Source organism: Robertkochia sediminum (assembly GCF_016786255.1).
GTDB classification, from domain to species: domain Bacteria; phylum Bacteroidota; class Bacteroidia; order Flavobacteriales; family Flavobacteriaceae; genus Robertkochia; species Robertkochia sediminum.
This window is the reverse complement of the sequence record NZ_JADMKT010000077.1, coordinates 244127-263190: the sequence shown is the minus strand read 5'-3', so window position 1 is coordinate 263190 and position 19064 is coordinate 244127. Positions and strand designations below refer to the sequence as shown.

17 protein-coding genes and 1 tRNA gene are annotated in these 19064 nt (G+C 39.6%); 8 read left to right on the top strand and 10 right to left on the bottom strand.

Going from position 1 to position 19064, the window contains the following annotated elements:
* The first annotated feature begins 33 nt into the window (after positions 1-33).
* The 3 genes from ribB to IS446_RS11030 all read left to right on the top strand — a co-directional run bounded on the left by ribB (position 34) and on the right by IS446_RS11030 (position 3454).
* Positions 34-1167 (top strand): 3,4-dihydroxy-2-butanone-4-phosphate synthase, encoded by a 1134-nt coding sequence (gene ribB / locus IS446_RS11040; RefSeq protein ID WP_203060671.1) that lies wholly within the window; start codon positions 34-36, stop codon positions 1165-1167.
* A gap of 97 nt (positions 1168-1264) precedes the next feature.
* Positions 1265-2578, top strand: coding sequence for a dipeptidase (locus IS446_RS11035; RefSeq protein WP_203060669.1), 1314 nt, complete (start codon positions 1265-1267; stop codon positions 2576-2578).
* A 90-nt stretch (positions 2579-2668) separates the two neighbouring features.
* The gene (locus IS446_RS11030; protein WP_203060667.1) at positions 2669-3454 is read left to right on the top strand and encodes a PhzF family phenazine biosynthesis protein; all 786 of its coding nucleotides are present in this window, start codon (positions 2669-2671) and stop codon (positions 3452-3454) included.
* A gap of 16 nt (positions 3455-3470) precedes the next feature.
* Here the strand turns inward: IS446_RS11030 and IS446_RS11025 are convergent, their stop codons facing one another.
* From IS446_RS11025 to IS446_RS11015, 3 genes are all read right to left on the bottom strand, one after another.
* Complete coding sequence (locus IS446_RS11025; protein WP_203060665.1) at positions 3471-4673, bottom strand: DegT/DnrJ/EryC1/StrS family aminotransferase; 1203 nt, start codon at positions 4671-4673, stop codon at positions 3471-3473.
* Positions 4674-4738: 65 nt separating this feature from the next.
* Positions 4739-5368, bottom strand: a complete 630-nt coding sequence (locus IS446_RS11020; RefSeq protein WP_203060663.1) for an NAD(P)H-dependent oxidoreductase — start codon at positions 5366-5368, stop codon at positions 4739-4741.
* Positions 5369-5428: 60 nt separating this feature from the next.
* Positions 5429-6181, bottom strand: a complete 753-nt coding sequence (locus IS446_RS11015) for a sulfite exporter TauE/SafE family protein (protein WP_203060661.1) — start codon at positions 6179-6181, stop codon at positions 5429-5431.
* 198 nt (positions 6182-6379) lie between these two features.
* On the opposite strand from IS446_RS11015, the gene IS446_RS11010 reads away from it, so the two are divergent.
* Both IS446_RS11010 and IS446_RS11005 read left to right on the top strand, forming a co-directional pair.
* Positions 6380-6464, top strand: a tRNA-Ser gene (locus IS446_RS11010).
* Positions 6465-6711: 247 nt separating this feature from the next.
* Entirely contained in the window at positions 6712-7923 is a 1212-nt protein-coding gene (locus IS446_RS11005) for a site-specific integrase (protein WP_203060659.1), read from the top strand.
* A 136-nt stretch (positions 7924-8059) separates the two neighbouring features.
* On the opposite strand, the gene IS446_RS11000 is transcribed toward IS446_RS11005, so the two are convergent.
* From IS446_RS11000 to IS446_RS10975, 6 genes are all read right to left on the bottom strand, one after another.
* Complete coding sequence (locus IS446_RS11000) at positions 8060-9058, bottom strand: HNH endonuclease signature motif containing protein (protein WP_203060657.1); 999 nt, start codon at positions 9056-9058, stop codon at positions 8060-8062.
* 209 nt (positions 9059-9267) lie between these two features.
* On the bottom strand, positions 9268-9696 hold the full coding sequence (locus tag IS446_RS10995; RefSeq protein ID WP_203060655.1) for a hypothetical protein: 429 nt from the start codon (positions 9694-9696) through the stop codon (positions 9268-9270).
* A 201-nt stretch (positions 9697-9897) separates the two neighbouring features.
* The gene (locus tag IS446_RS10990; protein WP_203060653.1) at positions 9898-12150 is read right to left on the bottom strand and encodes an AAA family ATPase; all 2253 of its coding nucleotides are present in this window, start codon (positions 12148-12150) and stop codon (positions 9898-9900) included.
* Positions 12151-12361: 211 nt separating this feature from the next.
* Entirely contained in the window at positions 12362-13495 is a 1134-nt protein-coding gene (locus tag IS446_RS10985) for an erythromycin esterase family protein (protein WP_203060651.1), read from the bottom strand.
* Positions 13496-13702: 207 nt separating this feature from the next.
* Positions 13703-14233, bottom strand: a complete 531-nt coding sequence (locus tag IS446_RS10980) for a hypothetical protein (RefSeq protein ID WP_203060650.1) — start codon at positions 14231-14233, stop codon at positions 13703-13705.
* Between the two features lie 190 nt (positions 14234-14423).
* Positions 14424-15026: a hypothetical protein gene (locus IS446_RS10975; protein ID WP_203060648.1), complete on the bottom strand. Its 603-nt coding sequence runs from the start codon at positions 15024-15026 to the stop codon at positions 14424-14426.
* 647 nt (positions 15027-15673) lie between these two features.
* On the opposite strand from IS446_RS10975, the gene IS446_RS10970 reads away from it, so the two are divergent.
* From IS446_RS10970 to IS446_RS10960, 3 genes are all read left to right on the top strand, one after another.
* Positions 15674-16138: a BfmA/BtgA family mobilization protein gene (locus IS446_RS10970; RefSeq protein WP_203060646.1), complete on the top strand. Its 465-nt coding sequence runs from the start codon at positions 15674-15676 to the stop codon at positions 16136-16138.
* 8 nt (positions 16139-16146) lie between these two features.
* The gene (mobB, locus tag IS446_RS10965) at positions 16147-17172 is read left to right on the top strand and encodes a MobB family relaxase (RefSeq protein ID WP_203060644.1); all 1026 of its coding nucleotides are present in this window, start codon (positions 16147-16149) and stop codon (positions 17170-17172) included.
* A 300-nt stretch (positions 17173-17472) separates the two neighbouring features.
* Positions 17473-18714, top strand: coding sequence for a type IV secretory system conjugative DNA transfer family protein (locus IS446_RS10960; RefSeq protein ID WP_235996474.1), 1242 nt, complete (start codon positions 17473-17475; stop codon positions 18712-18714).
* Here the strand turns inward: IS446_RS10960 and IS446_RS10955 are convergent.
* Positions 18711-18986 carry a hypothetical protein gene (locus IS446_RS10955; protein ID WP_203060641.1) on the bottom strand — a complete coding sequence of 92 codons (276 nt, stop codon included), beginning with the start codon at positions 18984-18986 and terminating at the stop codon, positions 18711-18713. The genes IS446_RS10960 and IS446_RS10955 overlap by 4 nt on opposite strands.
* Positions 18987-19064 lie beyond the last annotated feature (78 nt).

Below are 19064 nucleotides of genomic sequence, written 5' to 3'. Positions count from 1 at the left end.
TGCCAAAAATTTGTGAAGCAGTCAACGCACATCATGCCTGAAAAAGAGATAAAACTCAACTCCATAGAAGAAGCCATTGCCGACATCAGAGCGGGAAAAGTGGTGATCGTAGTAGACGATGAAAACCGGGAAAACGAAGGTGATTTTGTTGCCGCCGCCGAGAAAGCGACCCCGGAAATGATCAATTTCATGGCACAGCACGGCCGCGGACTCATCTGTACGCCGCTTACCGAACAACGCTGTAAAGAGCTGGACCTTCACCCCATGGTGACCAATAATTCCGATCCTATGGAAACGGCCTTTACCGTTTCGATCGACCTACGTGGACATGGAGTGACTACAGGGATATCGGCATCAGACCGCGCCCTGACCATTCAGGCGCTTACCAACAGAAATACCCAGCCTAAAGACCTGGCCAGACCCGGACACATCTTCCCCCTAACCGCTAAAGAAGGGGGCGTACTTAGACGTACCGGACATACTGAGGCTGCTATCGACCTGGCACGCCTCGCCGGCCTTCAACCTGCAGGGGTGATCGTAGAGATCATGAACGAGGACGGCACCATGGCAAGGCTGCCTCAGCTGGTGGATGTAGCCGAACGATTCGACCTGAAACTCATCAGTATCGAAGACCTCGTGGCCTACCGTATGGAGCACGACAGCCTTATCGAGAAAAAAGAAGATTTCGATATCGAAACCCGCTTCGGAACCTTCCGCTTGCGCGCCTATAAACAAACAACGAACAACCAGGTGCATATCGCCCTGACCAAAGGTTCGTGGAATGCTAATGAGCCCGTGCTTACCCGTATCAATTCGACCCTGATCAATAACGATATCCTGGGTACCCTGACCTCTGATGCCGACAAGAAGCTGGATCATATGTTCCGCCAGCTAAACGAGGAAGGCCGCGGAGCCATCGTATTCATCAACCAGGAGAGCAGCTCTATCAACATGCTCAAACGCCTTAAAGAGCTTAAAGAGCTTCAAAGTCAGGGAGAAATGAAAGCGCCTAGGATCGTGATGGACAATAAGGACTTCGGGATCGGAGCCCAGATCCTGCACGACCTGGATATCTCCAAGATCCGCCTCATGTCCAACTCCACGCAAACCAAGCGTGTGGGGATCATAGGCTACGGACTGGAGATCGTGGAATACGTGAATTACTAAATTCACAACCCTTCCCCTCTATTATTGGAAATTCTGCACTGCGGCAGACTTTGAGATTTATAAGAAAAAGGCTACTTTTCGGCATAAACTTTATTTTATGCGCAAACCACTCTTATCCCTCATTGCTGCCCTTTCACTTTTTTCCTGTAAAGAGCAGCCTCAAACCACCACGACTTCAGAAGCGGCCATCGACACCCTGGCCCTGGCCAAAAGCATTCACGAAAAGGTGATCACCATTGACACCCATTGTGATATCAACGTGAATAACTTTACCGATTCGATCAACTACACCCAGGACCTGCACACACAGATCACCCTTCCGAAAATGGAAGAAGGCGGGTTGGATGTTGCGTGGTTCATTGTGTACACCGGGCAGGATACCCTTACAACTGAGGGTTACCAAAAGGCATACGAGAACGCCATGGCTAAATTCGAAGCCATTCACAAACTCACCGAAGAGATCGCTCCGGAGGCCATTGAACTGGCTTATACGGCAGCAGAAGCACGAAGCATAGCCTCTAAAGGCAAGAAGGTAGCCATGATCGGTATCGAGAACGGATATCCAATTGGTACCGATATCAACAACGTTAAGAAATTCTACGACCTCGGTGGCCGCTATATGTCACTGGCCCACCAGGGACACAGTCAGCTGTCTGATTCCAACACCGGAGAACAAGACAGTGTATGGCTGCATAACGGACTCAGTGAACTGGGGCGAAAGGTCATTGCCGAAATGAACAAATACGGGATGATGGTTGACATTTCGCATCCGTCAAAGGCTGCCATTAAAGAGATGATCGAACTCTCTAAAGCACCGGTTATCGCCTCCCACTCTTCTGCCCGTGCCATTTGCGATCACAGCCGTAACCTGGACGACGAGCAATTGCAATGGATCAAAGAAAACGGAGGGGTAGTACAGACCGTGGCTTTCAGTAACTATGTAGATACCAAAAAGCACCAGGCTTATAACGAAAAACTCAATGCCATGCTCGCAGAAAAAGCAGAAGAGGCAGGATTTACCCTTCTGGACCGCAGTGAGGCCAGACAGCTTCCTGCAGAAGAGCGCAGTGCCTATTACGCCAAATACATGGACTTTAGAGCGTCTATGAAAGAAGAGATCGATGCCTTTGCTATCGCCAACAACCCGGTAGATGTATCAGATTTTGTAGACCATATCGACTACCTGGTAGAAAAGATCGGATTGAAGCATGTTGGGATCAGTTCTGACTTCGATGGTGGCGGTGGTGTATACGGATGGAATGACGCATCAGAAACCTTTAATGTGACCCTCGAACTGGTAAAGCGTGGCTATACTGAAGAAGAGATCAGACAGCTATGGGGAGAGAACCTTCTACGCGTGATGGGAGAAGTAGAGCAAGTTGCAGCTTCCCTGCAAAAGTCAGATTCATAAAGACGTCCATCCAACAGCAAACAATATTTTTAAAGCCCTTCATGACGAAGGGCTTTTTTAATTAATTTTATTAGGAATAATCCCGTGTGTATGGAACTCAAGATCTATCAGGTAGACGCCTTTTCTAAAGAAGCCTTTTCCGGCAATCCCGCCGCCGTTTGTCCGCTGAAAAACTGGCTGGAAGACGACCTGCTGCAAAAGATAGCAGCAGAGAACAACCTCTCTGAAACTGCTTTTTATATTCCCCGGGAAGATCATTATGAGTTGCGGTGGTTCACCCCCACCACCGAAGTCGACCTTTGCGGCCATGCCACCCTGGCTACGGCTCATGTACTCTTTGAAAAGGAAGGGCACGAGGGTGAACTTATCAATTTCTACTCCCCGCGAAGCGGAGACCTCCAGGTACAAAAACACGGCAATAAGCTAAGCCTTAATTTTCCGGCCGACCCTGTAACCGCCATTGCTGTATCCAAAGACATCCAACGGGCGTTCAGTATTCCCCCGGCTGGTGCCTTTCGTGGCAAGACAGATATCCTGCTGGTCTATCATTCTGAAGAAGACATCAAAAATCTCGAAGCGGATATCCCTGCAGTAAACCTGCTCGATGCGCGTGGGGTCATCGTTACCGCCAGAGGCAACCAGGTTGATTTTGTTTCCAGGTTCTTTGCCCCCCAGGCCGGCGTTGATGAAGACCCTGTGACCGGATCGGCGCACACCACCCTAACCCCTTATTGGAGTAAGGTATTGGATAAGAAAATATTGGAGGCACGCCAATTATCCCTCAGAAAGGGTTACCTGCACTGTGAAGACCGCGGAGAACGGGTGATCATAAGCGGGGAAGCCCGTCTATACCTCGAAGGCAAGATCTATATCTAAGAAAATATTCAGGGAATTACCCAGCTTTCAGCACCGTTTCCAGGACTTCTGCCATGGTCGACGCTCGTGAAGCTACCGTTTCCTGATCCCAACCTAATTTGATGAGTACAGATATGTTTCTTCCCATCCAATGGTCGGAAGCACTGAAGTCTGCTCCCTCGTGGTCCGGAAGGTTGTCCAGCACATCCTGTGGTAGTTTTCCAAGGCTGGTCGCCTTCTTCAGGTGATCCCACTTTTTGATATAATGCCAGTTGTTGTCAAACCAGTAGAAGCAGCCGTCGATACCTGCTTCAGATAGGGCCTTATGCGCTTTTCTGGCCATCTCTTCATCCGGCAGGAAGATGTTTAAAAAGGAGTAGTTCTCCTCTCCCCCTTCCGGTACACGGCGAAAAGTGACCCCCTCTACCCCGGCTAATGCTTTTCTTATGGTCGAATAATGCTCTTTTTGAATGGCTATAAAATCGTCCAGGCGTTTGATCTGCGCAACACCCACAGCAGCATTCAATTCCGAGATACGGTAATTATACCCCAGGAATGGATGGGACTCTGCTCCCCTGTCGTTCCCGACATGGTCATGGCCATGATCGGAATAATGATCGGCGTGCTTCTTATAGGTTTCGTTATTGGTGATCAGGGCTCCTCCCTCACCACAGGTAATGGTTTTTACGTAGTCAAAAGAAAAACATCCCAGGTCTCCGATACTCCCGAGTGGTTTGCCCTTATAGGTACCACCAATGGCCTGGCAGGCATCTTCGATGAGCAAGATATCGTGTTTATCGCACAGTTCCTTAAGCGCATCCAGATCGGCCATCGAACCGCACATATGCACAGGCATGACCACCTTGGTTCTGGGAGTAATGGCTGCAGCCACGGCTTTGGGATCCAGGGTAAGGGTATCGTCGATATCGACCAAAACGGGAACGGCCCCGATGGCCAGTACAGACTCAAAACTGGCAACGAAGGTAAAGGTGGGCATGATCACCTCATCGCCTGCACCAACTCCGGCACTGGCGAGCGCCACAGTAAGTGCGGCCGTACCGCTACTCACCAACTGGGCGTGGTTTACCTCCATTCTACGGCAAAGGGCAGCCTCCAGCTCTAAAGCCTTCCACTGCCCTTTACGCATTCCGTCGAATCCGTAGCGCATAAGCACCCCGGTATCCAATACTTTATTTACTTCTTCTCTTTCCTGATCACCGAATAATTCAAATCCTGGCATAATACGCTTTGATGTTTTGCGCAAATATAGGAAAGGAAGGTGTGAAGTCGAAGCTTTTAAGAAGATCAGATCTCCAGAATACTCTCTTCAACCTGCTTACGTACCTTTTTAAAACCGGCAAACATATCGTCTTGAGCACGATACCCAACCGGCATGGCCAGAACTGAGGTAAGTCCTTTAGCCTCCAGCCCCAATACGCGATCGTATTCTGCATTTACAAAGCCTTCCATCGGACAAGCATCGATCTGCTCTACAGCACAAACGGTAAGGAGGTTCCCCATAGCGATATAGGCCTGCTTGGCGATCCATTCTTTCTTGATCCCGGTCTCCATGGTCTTTACAGAAGTCTCCAGGTAATCGCGGAATGGTTTTAGGACCTCATCCGGGGTCTGGCGAATATCTTTTACGCGATCAAAGTAGCTCTGGATGTATTTTTCGTCGATATCGGTTTCTACAGCGAATACCAGTAAATGAGAGGCATCGGCCACCTGCTGCTGATTGAAACTATGTTGAACGAGTTCTTCTTTGATCTTCTGGTTTCCGATCACCAACAGACGTACCGGCTGGAGTCCGAAAGAGGTAGCCGTAAGGTTAAACGCACTTTTAAGGGTATCGATCTTTTCTACCGGCAGTTTTTTATCGGCATCAAACTTCTTGGTGGCATATCGCCATTCCAGGGCATCTAGTACATTCATTGTTTTGCAATTTTTTTGCAAAAGTAAGGTTTTTGATAAGATACGATTCTAAAGTAATCCTTAAAATAACCAGAGCTTAACGGCCATGGCGATCACCATGATAATGAGGAAGGTTTTAACGAGTCCGTCGCCCTTGGCCACCGACCACCGGCTGCTCACCCAACCTCCTACGAACTGCCCCGAAGCCAGGAGGAGTCCGTATTTGAGATTGACCTTATCGTGATAGAAGAATACCGAAAGACTCACGGCCGTATAGATTAGCATGACCACCGCTTTGACCAGGTTCGAACGCACCAGGGTCATTTGATTGATCGAGGATAGGGCCAGGAGCATAAAGATCCCGGTACCCGCCTGCAGGAATCCGCCATAGATCCCGATAAAGAAGAAAGCAATAAGACTTCCCCAAAAGTATTTTCCGGTAAACCGCTCAGCCAGGTCATTCAGGTTTTTGGTAGGTTTAAGCACCATAAAGGCTACAATCACGATCATAAAGATGGCCAGAATTCGGTTGAAGACCGTATTGCTGATATCCACAGCGATCAACGAACCGATAAAAGCACCAATGGTTGCCGCCACCCCTAACCACCAACTGGGTTTGGGAATGGTAAGCCCTTTGGACCGGAATCCCGCTATAGACGAGATGGTCTGCAGAAAGATCGCTACACGATTCGTACCGTTGGCCATAGCCGAATCGCCGAGAAAAAAGATGAGGATAGGCAGGGTGAGCATGGAACCGCCTCCGGAGATCGTATTGATCACCCCAACGATAAAGCCCACCACCACAAGAATAAGGATCTCCAGTATGGGTGACATGTAACAGGTTTAGCTTGGACTAAAATAAGTCATTCGTTCGAAATACCCTTACCGAAACCTTAAATGACTGAAAAGCAGAGCGCGGGAAAACAATCCCGGTTTAAGGCGAAAAAAAATCAAAAAATAGTTGTTGAAAAATAAAAAAGCTTTCTATATTTGCACCCGCAATCGCAGGATAAAACGCCTGTAACGTTGCAAGGAGAAATGGCAGAGTGGTCGAATGCGGCAGTCTTGAAAACTGTTGAGGGTCACACCTCCGGGGGTTCGAATCCCTCTTTCTCCGCTGAACGAACTTCAAAGTTCCTCCAAACCCCGTAAAACACCAGTGTTTACGGGGTTTTTCATTTTTATTGATTTCATTTGATATCAAATAACAAGCTATAAAAAGTGGCAAATTCGGGGGAGATTTCAAATTTCTAAAAAGTCCCCCGAATTAGCTCAAAACCATTGATTTTACTGGTATTTGTGCATTTTTGCGTTTTTGATTTTCAAGGATGTTTTCTACCTTAAAAGGGGGAAATAAATGTAAAATGAATCAACGTGTCTCTTTTCGCTATTTTATCAAACCCAGTAAGGCAGATATAAATGGACTCTGTAATATTTATCTAAGGATCACCATAGATGGAAGTCGTGTCGAGTTTAGTGTAAATAGAAAAGTGGATCCTGCCCGCTGGATAGCCAAAGCTGGGATGGTAAACCTTAACAATGCTTCCGGTCAAGAATTAAATAATTACCTATCCAATATTCGTTCAAGGTTATTACAAATTCACCAACAATATATTAATGAAAATAGAGAGCTTACAGCTAAGGCATTACGAAATACATATTTCGGAAAGGATGATAGAAAAAGGATGTTGCTTGAGGTCTTTAAGGAACACAATGATCAAGTGGACTCACTTATAGGAAAAGATTTTGCTTCAGGAACTGCAGAGCGATATCGAACTGCAAAAATGCATGTCGCAAACTATATTAGAAAAGCCTATAAAAAGAAAGACCTCCTGATAACTAAAGTTGATCTAAAGTTTATCAATGGATTCGAATACTACTTAAAAACAGAACGCAATTGTGGACACAATACTGCTATTAAGTATATAACCAATTTTAAAAAAATAATCAGAATTGCCATTGCTAATGAATGGATAAAAAAAGATCCATTCATTAACTGGAATTCGAAACTAAAACCGGTAGAAAGAGATTTCCTTACAGAGGGCGAAATCTCTATACTTCTGGAAAAAAACTTTGGAATCGACCGCCTAGAACAAGTTCGCGATGTATTCATTTTTTGCTGTTTTACCGGACTGGCATATGCTGATGTAAAGAAACTAAACGCAGATGATATCAAATTTGATTTGGATGGTACAGCTTGGATAAAAACAAGAAGAACCAAAACAAAAACAAAAAGTAACATACCGCTTTTATCAATTCCTAGAGGTATAATTAGCAAATACAATCGTGATCCAAATAAAGTCTCCTCGGCGTATTTACTTCCAGTTCCTACCAATCAAAAAATGAATGCTTACTTAAAAGAAATTGCTGATTTGACAGGAATTCGCAAAAATCTTTCAACCCATCTGGCAAGACATACTTTTGCTACAACGGTTACCCTTTCCAATGGTGTGCCTATCGAATCCGTGAGTAAAATGCTGGGACACAAAAATCTCAGTACAACCCAACATTATGCAAAAATCCTGGATCAAAAAGTTAAAAAAGACATGGAAGCCCTTAGGCAAAAGTTTAGTTAAGCAACTATAAACAAATCATCCTTTGCTTTCGCTAAATGAATCAAGCACATTCCCCTACACCCTGTTCCGGGAAAAGAGCTTGATCCAAAAAGACAGAACACATTTCAAAAATTTATTTTTAATCTCTTTGAGAAAACTAATTTTTTGAAAAGCGTTCTCGAAAAAGAACTTGATTTTTCAACTTATTTAATACTTGATTCTTATAATAGGTCACTTCAGTAAGTGAATGTGGTAGATCTATAATAGAAACTTTCTCTTGAATTTCATCAATAGGAACGGGAATGTATTCTCCATTTTCTTGTTCCCTATAGACGTAAGCAGCCCTTGTTAGCACATAAATGGACTGCATATCTTTAGAAAATCCTCTTTTAACAACTACATATTCTCCATTATGGTTTCTAAAAAAGATTTTTCCTTCCTTTAATTTCTCATAGTATGTGGCCAATGGATTCTCTTCAATGGTTTTGGGTGTACTTGGAAATTCATTGGGTTTATCATTGTAAAAGGTAATGGTTTGGGCTGCATTTAGAGTTTTAGATAAAATGTAATTGGGAGCTGGATTATTTTGATTTAGAAAAATATTTCGATTATATATCCATTCTCCTAATTGACCTCCTTTCGGAATTTTACCCTCTTTAGCCCAATTAATTAAATTTTGCCTGGTGTTTTCTGATTCTTCTTTTGTTACCGTTCTCATCCAATCAAAATTTTGTTCTAGTTGTCCATCAATCGGCTTGGATGGATTTGCAAGAAAATCGTCAATACTCCCGTACTTGAAAATTATTCTCGAAAGAGTTATGGGATTAAGTAAAATATTTTCCAACCTAGTAATCCATCTCAAGTTTTCAGGTCTATTATTTTTTTTGTTGGTGTCAATATGATCAACTATATGTTTTGCTGAGGGCTGATCACCATGAAAAGCTGTAGCAACAATTCTATGAACCGTGTGAGAAGAGAAATTTAAATATCCTTTGTTCTTATCTGGTTTTCCAAACGTCCATTCTTCATCTAATGGTCTTTTTCTTTTACCAGATCTTCTTAATCTATAAACGGCACCATTGTCTCGGACGCGATAAGTTTCTCCTCGGTAGTCACAGGTTTTTTCAACTTGAAATATGTTTATGATGCTATTCAATTGTCAAGATTTAATTTAAAAAGTATGCGCATCGGTAGATATTTGAAACGTTCTGACTGGCTGTTTTGGTCCCTAATTTAACATTACATTAGAGGAGAAAAGTACAGCTGGCCGAATGGTATTGGTTTAGTTGTTGATATGAAGATAAGGAATATAGTCGAAACTTGTAAGAATGATAGCGCTGGGGTATAGCCTCATGTTGTCTGTAGTTATTTCTTTTTTTCTTTAATTAAATTAGCAAGACCATTTAAATCTTGGTTTAAATGCCAAACTCTAGAAATGTATAAGGTAACATCGAGATCTATTAAATCATTTTTTTCAAGTATTGTTTCATCTATTAGGTCTGAAAATAATGCGTATATGTTATGCGTAATGTAATTGCGTTGTTTTGATATTTGTTTCAATGCAGTTATGAAGTTACCACTGAAAAGTTTATTCTTTTCTACAATTTCAATTAGTTGACCTAAGGTTGCTCTTTGGAAATTTCCTTTAATATTGTTCTGATTAAGGAACACTTTAATTTCTGCTTCCAATTTACCAGAGGCTAGGGTCACCTTTCCTAACTCTGAAGTAAACTCTTCAGAGTCATAAAGTAATTTGTAGAATTCTAATCCAGATTTTGGTTCTCCGGTATACATTTTTAATAATTACAGACAACGGTTGGGCTCTGCGCTGGCGTGGTTGGCTGGCCTGGGCGACCTTTTGGCCTTTGGCGTTGGAGGAGAACAGGGCAGCGAGCACATAGCATTTGGTTTTTTACTGGAGTTTAAGATAGAGAAAATAGTTGAAACTTATAAGAAATGTAACGCTTGCGATAGCCTCACGTTGTAAGCTGGCCTTTATTTATTTACTGTCTTGATAAGTTCAGAATAATGTAATTCATCTTCTTTTATAAGAGAATGAAGGTCAGACACCGCATTTTCGATGTCACACATTAAATCACTATTTCTCATCATCCTTTCAATGTTGTTGGCGTGACTGAAATAATGAAAAACTTTTAATAATCTTTTAGATCTTTCTGCTCCCCATAGTTTCTCAGCTCTTTGATCTACAGAATTATTATGGTTACCTGGAACCCGAGCATATGTATAAAGTTCAACAAAACGTCTTACAGCATTCGGTATTCCCATTAAGGCTTGATAATCTTTATCTACACTATTATCAAAATTGTATATGAGTTCAAATAAATAATGGTATTCTGAAGAATAGTTTTGAATCGCTTTAGGTAGTTTCTCTAAAGTAGATTTTTCTGCATCAATTCTCCTTACGTAGTAATAAAATTTGTTTGCCCCACTTGGTTTTGGCAATTCTCTTAATAGACCGAAAAAATCAAAATTATGAGTTGAAATGAAAAGTTGATTACAGTTTAATTTTATCCGGCTACTTTCGTTCTCGGGATCTTCTTTCGATAAGAAGAATTCTTTTATTAGAGCGTTAACTTGAAATATGTGATTGCTGTCAAGACTGGAAATAGGATCGTCAATATAAACGATTATATTTTCGAGCTCAGAACTTTCTAATAGTTTGGTTAAAAAAAAGGAAAATGCAATAGCAGTTTTTTCGCCTTCACTTAGATTTACTGCTTTCGAATCTTTTCGTTGTAATCGAAATAATTCAACTCCTTCTTCTTTTGTAACAACAACTTGAATTTCGTTTCTACCTAAAAATTTATCGATAAATTCATTTAATTTCTCTTTTCCTTTATGAGCTTTACTAATCTCAGATTCTAATTCTGCAATCGACTTTTCTAATTGTTCCTCGATATCTAAGAAGTACTCAGATCGGTTTTTATATAATTCAATTTTTTGTTCCTTTCTGGAAAGACCAATTTTCTTAACATAGTCTGCGGCATAATGTTCTTTGATATTATTTTGAGCCTTAGCTTTTGCCTCATCAAACTCTTTTGTTACTTTATTATTTTTTGAAATAAGATCATTCCAGCTACTAACGGCGTCCTTTAAAAAAGTATTATTTAATTTAATTTGAGAATAATCTTCTATAGGATTAAAGGGGTTCTTTATTTTCTGTTTTACTAATTTTGATAAATTGGAATATTGAGAATTTAAATTGCTGATTTGTTTTTTTAACTCTTTTTTTTTCTCATTAAAATCTGTTCTCAAAAAAGGATAAAATTGTTCAGCTTTTATCTCGGGAACTATTTTTTTCTTACTTTCAATTTTATCAAATAGGATATTTAATTCCTGTTTGTGATTACTTAAATCCTTTGAAAAATGTGCCTTGAGTGATATTAGTCTATCATTTTCAATTTCATTTCCACAAAATTCGCAGTTAGAATTTTCTAAATGAAATTCTAACCCTTCTTCTACCCAAGATGCGATTTCGGGGTTTTCTATAAAATATTTAATGGTAGAAGAGAATTCTGGAACTTTTTTCAGTTGTGTTTTTGATTCCTCAAGAACCTCTTTTAAATCATAATTAAATTCAAAATCATCCATAATAGGAAGTTTGTTTTCTTCCGAAATGGTTGCAGTCTTTAATGTTTTTTGAAATTCAGTTTTACTTAATAGATAGGATTCATGATTTGATTTGACTTTTTCAAAAATTGGTTTTAAATGAGTTCTAGTAAAGGCCTGAACTATTTGAAGAGAATCTTTAATTTTAGAAGCAGTTTCAGTTAGACCATCTAAAATAGATTTCTCAATTACGGAAGATTCTTTTTTCAAATTCCTTTCGATGCTCTTAACCTTTTCAATCTTTTTAAGTTCAATTTTTAATTGTTCTTGAGCTAACTTAGTGTCTTCTCCTAGAAGTAGTACCGGATTAAAATTACCTCCTTCTAAATGGATATTGTCACGTATGAAATCTGAATTAAAAACTTTTATTTTTAAATGATCGAGATCATTCTGGTTTAGTTTATGACCATCGTAATCCTCAATTTCGAATTCGCAATTTTCATAATCGGAGTTTATCTTATTAAGTTCAAAACATTGAAATATACGGGATATTGTCGTTTTACCTGAATAATTCCAGCCATAGATTATATTTATTTTATCAAATTCTTGAATATCTCCACTTCTTCGGTAATCATTAAATACTCCGAATTTTTTAATTTGATTTATTCTTTTGATCATCTATGTCTTTTTTTTGGGGGTGGCTTGCTTACGGCAGGTGTATGAACCGTTCTGGCTGGCTGTTTTGGCCCTGTTTCGGCCTTTAGCGTTGGCGAGGCCAAAACAGCTAACCTGGATTGTTAAGTTAGTACTGACACCTAAACTAAAGAAAATATTCTAAAGGAAGTAGGATTTAGGAATGGTTTATACACCATGTTAGCCACAGTATCTTTTAATTTAAATACTTCACTTTTTCTCCTTTTGAAATAAATACTAAGGCATCAAAATGTTTGAACCAATTTGTTTTAGCCCTATTTAAACCAAACATTCCTTCGTATTCCTTAGCACTATATTCAGGATTTGTATTGATTATATTCTTGGAATCCAAGAAGAAGTTCTTTTCAAGAGTAGGCAAAAAATGGAGCAGATTTTCATCGTCATTGTGGCATTTTTCTAGCCATCTTTCTTTTCTATATGGCATTTGTATAGATGAGAAAGCAATGTGATATGAAATGCCAGGATTTTGTTTGATAAATTGACTACCCATAGTCTGACCTTTCATGAAATCATTTTCAGTTTTTGCCATATGTGCATTTGCAAGCCAAACGATTATCTTTTTTTCATCGAGGTCACGAACAAGAAAGTTTAGGTTCTTTGCCATTTGAGTATCTCTTATAGCGATTCCTGTATTTTTCTTTGAATTATTTTGAAGGATATGGCTTTTGAAACTTTCAAGAATTTGATACCAAGTCTTATCATTTCTAATAGTGACATTTTCTAGTAAATTATCTACCGACGCTATTAGGCTTTCAATTTCATTATTAGCTCTTCCTTTATTCAATGATGAGCCATTTCCTAATGCTCTTTTTGCCAAAGACATGAAATCGTGAGCATAATCAATATTGTTTTGATCAAGGTAAATACGAAGTTTATTTACAAAATTCTGTTGTGAGAAAATGGAATAAAGTTGATTGTCAAAGCCCCATATGGTAACATTGTGCTCATCAAGAAATTCGAATAGTGCCTGGCATTGAACTGATCTCGACCAGAATGGAAATAGATTTCTTTTGTTATGATCAAAATACAAACCAAAAAAATCACTCTCAAAAGCGATTTCGGTGTATCCTTTTTCAAGAACTAAATATCTGACAAATTGAGATTTGGCTAAAAAGTCAGAACCTATATGATGTTCTGCTTCGCCTAAAAACACTACCCTTTTACTTTCTAGATTTTCATCTATCAATTTTTTTACATCCTCCGTGATTAGATTATCTATTGAGTTTAATTCGTAAACATGATCATTTACTTGGGCATTGGATAGATTGATAGATGTTAAGAGGATTAAAACGTAAACGAATCTTAGCATTGATAGGGTGTTCTTTGATATTGTGGCTAACGGCAGGTGTATGAACCGTTCTGGCTGGCTGTTTTGGCCCTGTTTCGGCCTTTAGCGTTGGCGAGGCCAAAACAGCTGACCTGGATTGTTAAGTTAGTACTGACGCCTAAACTAAAGAAAATATTCTAAAGGAAGTAAGGTTTAGGAATGGTTTATACACCATGTTGTAGCTAGTTTTTATTGTTTTAAATACTTTCTATTCTTAGAATCGATTAAATAATCGCCTTCATGCTTAAATTCGATTATCTCTCCTAGATAAGTTATTAATAAGGTGTCATTCTTTCGTTTAGGGTAATATGTGAAATTCTTATTGCGGGAATCTTTAATTTTCCATTCAAGTGCACCGGGGCCTACGGATTGACTAATAATCCTTATGTTCTCTTCAGAACACACCCATTCACCCTTGTATTTGTATGTGATGGTTTGTGATTCGGGGATGAATGTTTTTTTATCATACATCAATTTCCCATTTTCCTGCCAAATTGGATATTTCAAATTGCCTTTGTAAATGTAATCTCGATATTTTCTATCATGTATTAGGTACGTTTCTCTCCCTTCCTTTAAATACAATGAATCGTTTCTTAAATAAATGGAAATGGAATGTATTTCATTCTCTGCTTCATACCATTTACCTTCATCTAAATCGCGATAAGAATAATTACAGCTGAAAATAAGAGATAATAATAAGATTGAAATTATGCGATTCATTTTTCAAAAATTAGCTACAACGGCAGGTGTATGAACCGTTCTGGCTGGCTGTTTTGGCCCTGTTTCGGCCTTTAGCGTTGGCGAGGCCAAAACAGCTACCCTGGATTGTTAAGTTAGTACTGACGCCTAAACTAAAGAAAATATTCTAAAGGAAGTAGGATTTAGGAATGGTTTATACACCATGTTGGCATTAGTATGTTTTTATCAACTGCTCAAACCCTTCCATAAGGTTTAATAGTTTTTGACGTTCTTTCCAACCTGGATATTTTTCTTTTATATAAGACTCTGGAGCATAAGTCCCATAGGCGATATAGTTATTACCTTGACAGATTTCAAAATGATAATTTGTTCCGTCTACAGCATTCATTTCTAATACTCTTCCCGCATCTTTATTTGGTTTTTTTGTAATGTTCAGTCTTGATCTATCAATCTCAAATAAGTCATTGTTAGAACATTCATTTAAGTAACTCCAATAAAATTTATAATCTTGCTTTCTTATTTTTCGACGTGTAATATCAGTTTTGTCCTTTGGATCACTAGGTTGGAAAACATCGTACCGAGTTACTTTACCATTATTTTGATAAACGAGAAATTTTGAAATCATTCCTTTGGTCCAATAAGAGGAGTGACCAATTCTAACTATTAATGAGTTACTGTCTTTTAAATTGAGTAACTCAATATAAATATTTTGCTTTTCTGTTTTATCAATCCAATTAATCTCTGGAATTTCCCAATCTTGAGAGAAGCTAATTAATGGTATCAGCAAAATTATATGAAGTATGGTTTTTCTCATATTAATGCCAACTTGTTTATATAATGATGTTTTTCCCTTAAAGCCCTCTTATTACAGAGAATAAACATGAGATTATCACTAATACAAACATATAGTATAAATTCTAAATAATTAAAATATTAGATTTCAATTAGTTTAAGCTTCCCTCTCCCTTTTCATAGAAGGAATAAATTTTTCCCTTATCGTGACTGCATAAACCGGTCCATTCCTCCCTATTTATAAGTCACTTTATAATTGAAAAATTATAGGTGTTCCATGAAAAGGGAACAGCGACGGCTCTATAGGAAGTATAGTGATCTCACCCTATTTATAAAGTTCTTATGAACTTTCATAGTCCAATAAAGAAAAAGGGATACGCTCCGGATATAAAAAGTATAGTGGTTAGAATTGGAGAATATTTATGATTTCCTTTCTTCTACTGTCAATACTTCAAAAAAGCTCGTTACGATTGTTAAAATTCCACTCCTTCCCTTCTGACATTTCTGGTTAATAAAAAACTTGATAAAGGAATAGCAAGAGGGCAACGCGCTGAAGTACGTTGCTTTTATCAATAATTCCTTTAACATCAAGTATAATAAGGGGTTCCGAATGATCAATTTTATCCATGCTCCATCCCGATCACATAAAAAATATTCAATTGGTTTTACATGAATACTTACGCTAACATTAGAGCTTACAAAGACATTATTGATCAATTCAGAGACTTTGCCAAGCAGCAAGGATTAATGCAGTCTCAAGCCTTAAAATTACTCCTTGATCACTATCATGAAAGTGAGGATCAACAACCGAAAGTATTCTCCAACGACCATCCCATTGTTCAACGTATCGAACAAACCATATCCATTATTCGAAACATTGAGAAAAATCAAACCAAACCCATCCTGGCCCTGTTACAAATGTTATTTGAAGAACAACCACAAAACCGACCATCATCAAAGGTCCAGGCCTCAAATGAGCTTTCAGAACTGGAAAATCACTGTAACCTTTTGCTCCATCAAATTCAGGATCTGGTCCGAAAGATCGAACCGGTCTCTCCCCCATTTTCGAAAAACTATTTCCGAATTCAACTTTCAAATACAGAATACAAAGAACTACTAAACACCTTTAATTAGTCTAAATCATGTATGTCACAATAACTCCACAAAAACTGGGATCCACCTTTCACAATTCAGTCGCTGACCTGGTAGCCTATCTGGAAAAAGAGAATGACACCGATCCAACTTCGAAATATAATTTCTTTTTTGACCAGTCACGGGATATTGTCTCTGCAGAACAAGTCATCCAGGCTATCGACCAAAACACGGCTAAGCTAAGCAGTAATGCTCCCAGGTTCTTTTCCTTGGTGATTAGCCCAAGTAAGCGGGAATTAGAACACATTAAAGCCTCCCCTGAACAAATGCAAAAGTATACCAGGGAGCTCATGAAGATCTACGCTAAAAATTTCAATCGTAAAATTGATGGTCACCCAGTTACTGAGAAGGATCTGTTTTATTTTGCCAAAATTGAATTTCAGCGCACCTTCAAAGAATTTGGCTGGCAGGTAAAAGAAAATGCCTCCTACATAAAAAAGATCGCCCAGCTAGATAACCAAATCACCCAATCGGAAGAAACATCCAGTATCAAAAAACTGCAAAAACAAAAAGAAGTCATCTTTCAACAGATCCCGCATAAGTTGAACGGTGAACCGATCATCCCCGGAATGCATAAACCCGGAGACCAGATTCATGTGCATGTTATCGTAAGTAGAAAAGACCGAAGTAATCGGTACAGCCTCTCCCCTGGCAGCTCCTATAAATCTTCCGAAACTGTTCTTAACCATAAGAAAATAGCCCGGGGATTCAATCGAAATGAATTCTATCAGCATGCTGAAACCCTTTTTGACAAGACATTCCAGTATAACCGCAACCCCGCAGAATCCTTTCAGCTTCGAAAGGACTTTATAAAATCCCCGGTGAAAGTATATAAGCAACTAGCTTCCCTCCCTCCAGATGAGAAACAGCTGGCGTTTCGCTTATTAAGGGAAAGCTCAACTCAGATCCTATCCCCTATGCTGAACCCTTCTCAGACTAAATTGGCTATGCAAGCCTTTAAAAGGATTCAAAAGACTTTAGCATTAAGTACCAAATCAAGCTCTATAGGATATTAAAATCATATGCAATTGAGCCTATTTTTCATCGTGCATTTCGTGCTGATTTCCTTATTCCTCCTTGGTCTAAGAATCAGCCGATTCTACTTTGTTTGGAATATTTCTGTACTCCTTTTTGCTTGTGTATTTGTGGCATTTTTTATTACAAATGGCCCTCCAATATCAGTCCTTACATGGATCCTCTCCCCTGGCCTCATGATCCAGGCCTTAATCCTGGGATGGTTTTCCATCAACCCTTCCAACCGTAAAAAACATGATCATCCTTACTCAGTCTCGCTAAAAGGTGAAAATTCCACCTGGATGATCGATAATCTCAGAAAAGGGATTTCTATTATTGGTGCTGCAGGGAGTGGTAAAACGGAAAGCCTTATTCACCCCCTAATGATGCATCTGGCTTCCCACAACTTTTCGGGGGTGATCTATGATTATAAAAATTTTGAACTCACTGAACTAGCCTACCCAATTTTTAAAACCAATGACCTCCCCTTCTATATTATTTCTTTCGATCGCTTCTATAACCGCGTGAATCCTATTGCTCCAAAATACATGAGAGATGAGGAATCGGTAAATGAATTTTCCAGGGTGCTTATCGAAAATCTCATGGAGCTAAAAGAATCCGGGGCTGAGGGTTCCTCAAAGTTCTTCCAGGATGCCGCGGAAGGATTACTGGCCGGACTTATATGGATGTTCAAACAAAAGGAGCCCGATGCCTGCAACCTTCCCGCATTGATCGACTTTTTTATTGCTAACCGAAGTGAGCAACTCGCTGAATGCATAAATCAGGATTGCATAGCCCGTGGAATGGCTTCTGCCTTTTTAAATGGACTCGAATCTGAACGGCAAACTGCGGGAGTGCTCAGTACCCTGGCTAATGGACTTAAAAAGATCAATACCCAAAGAATCCGAAAAGTAATTTCTAAAGATGAAGTCCCCCTGGAGTGCAACCATGCTTCAAACCCGGGGGTCATTTGCCTGGTGAATAATCCTAAATTTGAATCCGCTTACAGCCCCATCCTATCCGCTATTCTCCATGTGATCACCAAACAAATGAGTGAACGCAATCGCAGACCTTCTTTTTTGCTTATGGAAGAGGCTCCTACTTTAAGACTGCTCAACATGCATCGGATCCCTGCTACCCTGCGTTCCTACAACATTGCAACTCTTTATGTCCTTCAGGATAAAGTTCAAAACGATGTCCTCTATGGAGAGAAGATGAGCCGAGCCATCCTAGCCAACCTTTCTTATCAATTCTTTGGGAAGGCTAACGATCCGGAAACTGGGAAATACTACGAGCAATTTCTTGAGCTTATAAAAACCAAAACAAGGAGCGTGAGTAAAGGCATGAACCTGAGTTTTGATACTCGTATTACCTCCAGTGAAAAAGAAGTGCATCGAATTCGGGCTAACCAATTCTTTAAACTGCAAACCGGCCAATTTATAGCAAGCTCTGATGCCAGGAGCCAGCTATTGACCTTTCCTAAAAAGAATCTACACCGATCCCTCCCCATCCTTAAAAAAGAGGATCTGTTTTGGAAAGATTAGCGATGGAGTCCAATACTATTCATAAGTCCTAAGGCTTCAAAACAAAAAGCTTTGTAAAGTTCAGAAGTATTTGATTCATTGCCTTCGACATGTACCCGCTCCAATTTAAGGTACAAGGCTTTCAACCCCAACCAATCCTTTTCAAATTGCCCCTTTGAAATAGTACCATCTCCAAATTTTTCATAATAAGATTTCAATTTCGCTAAAAGCAATAGGCAATGATCAAACTGATGATCCACCTCTGCTGAAGTTGCTGTAGGTTGAATTTCCATATGTAGAATACTTTCTATAAATATAAAAAAGTAATCCGATAAGCAAACCATTAATTTCTAATTCTTTATCACCATTTG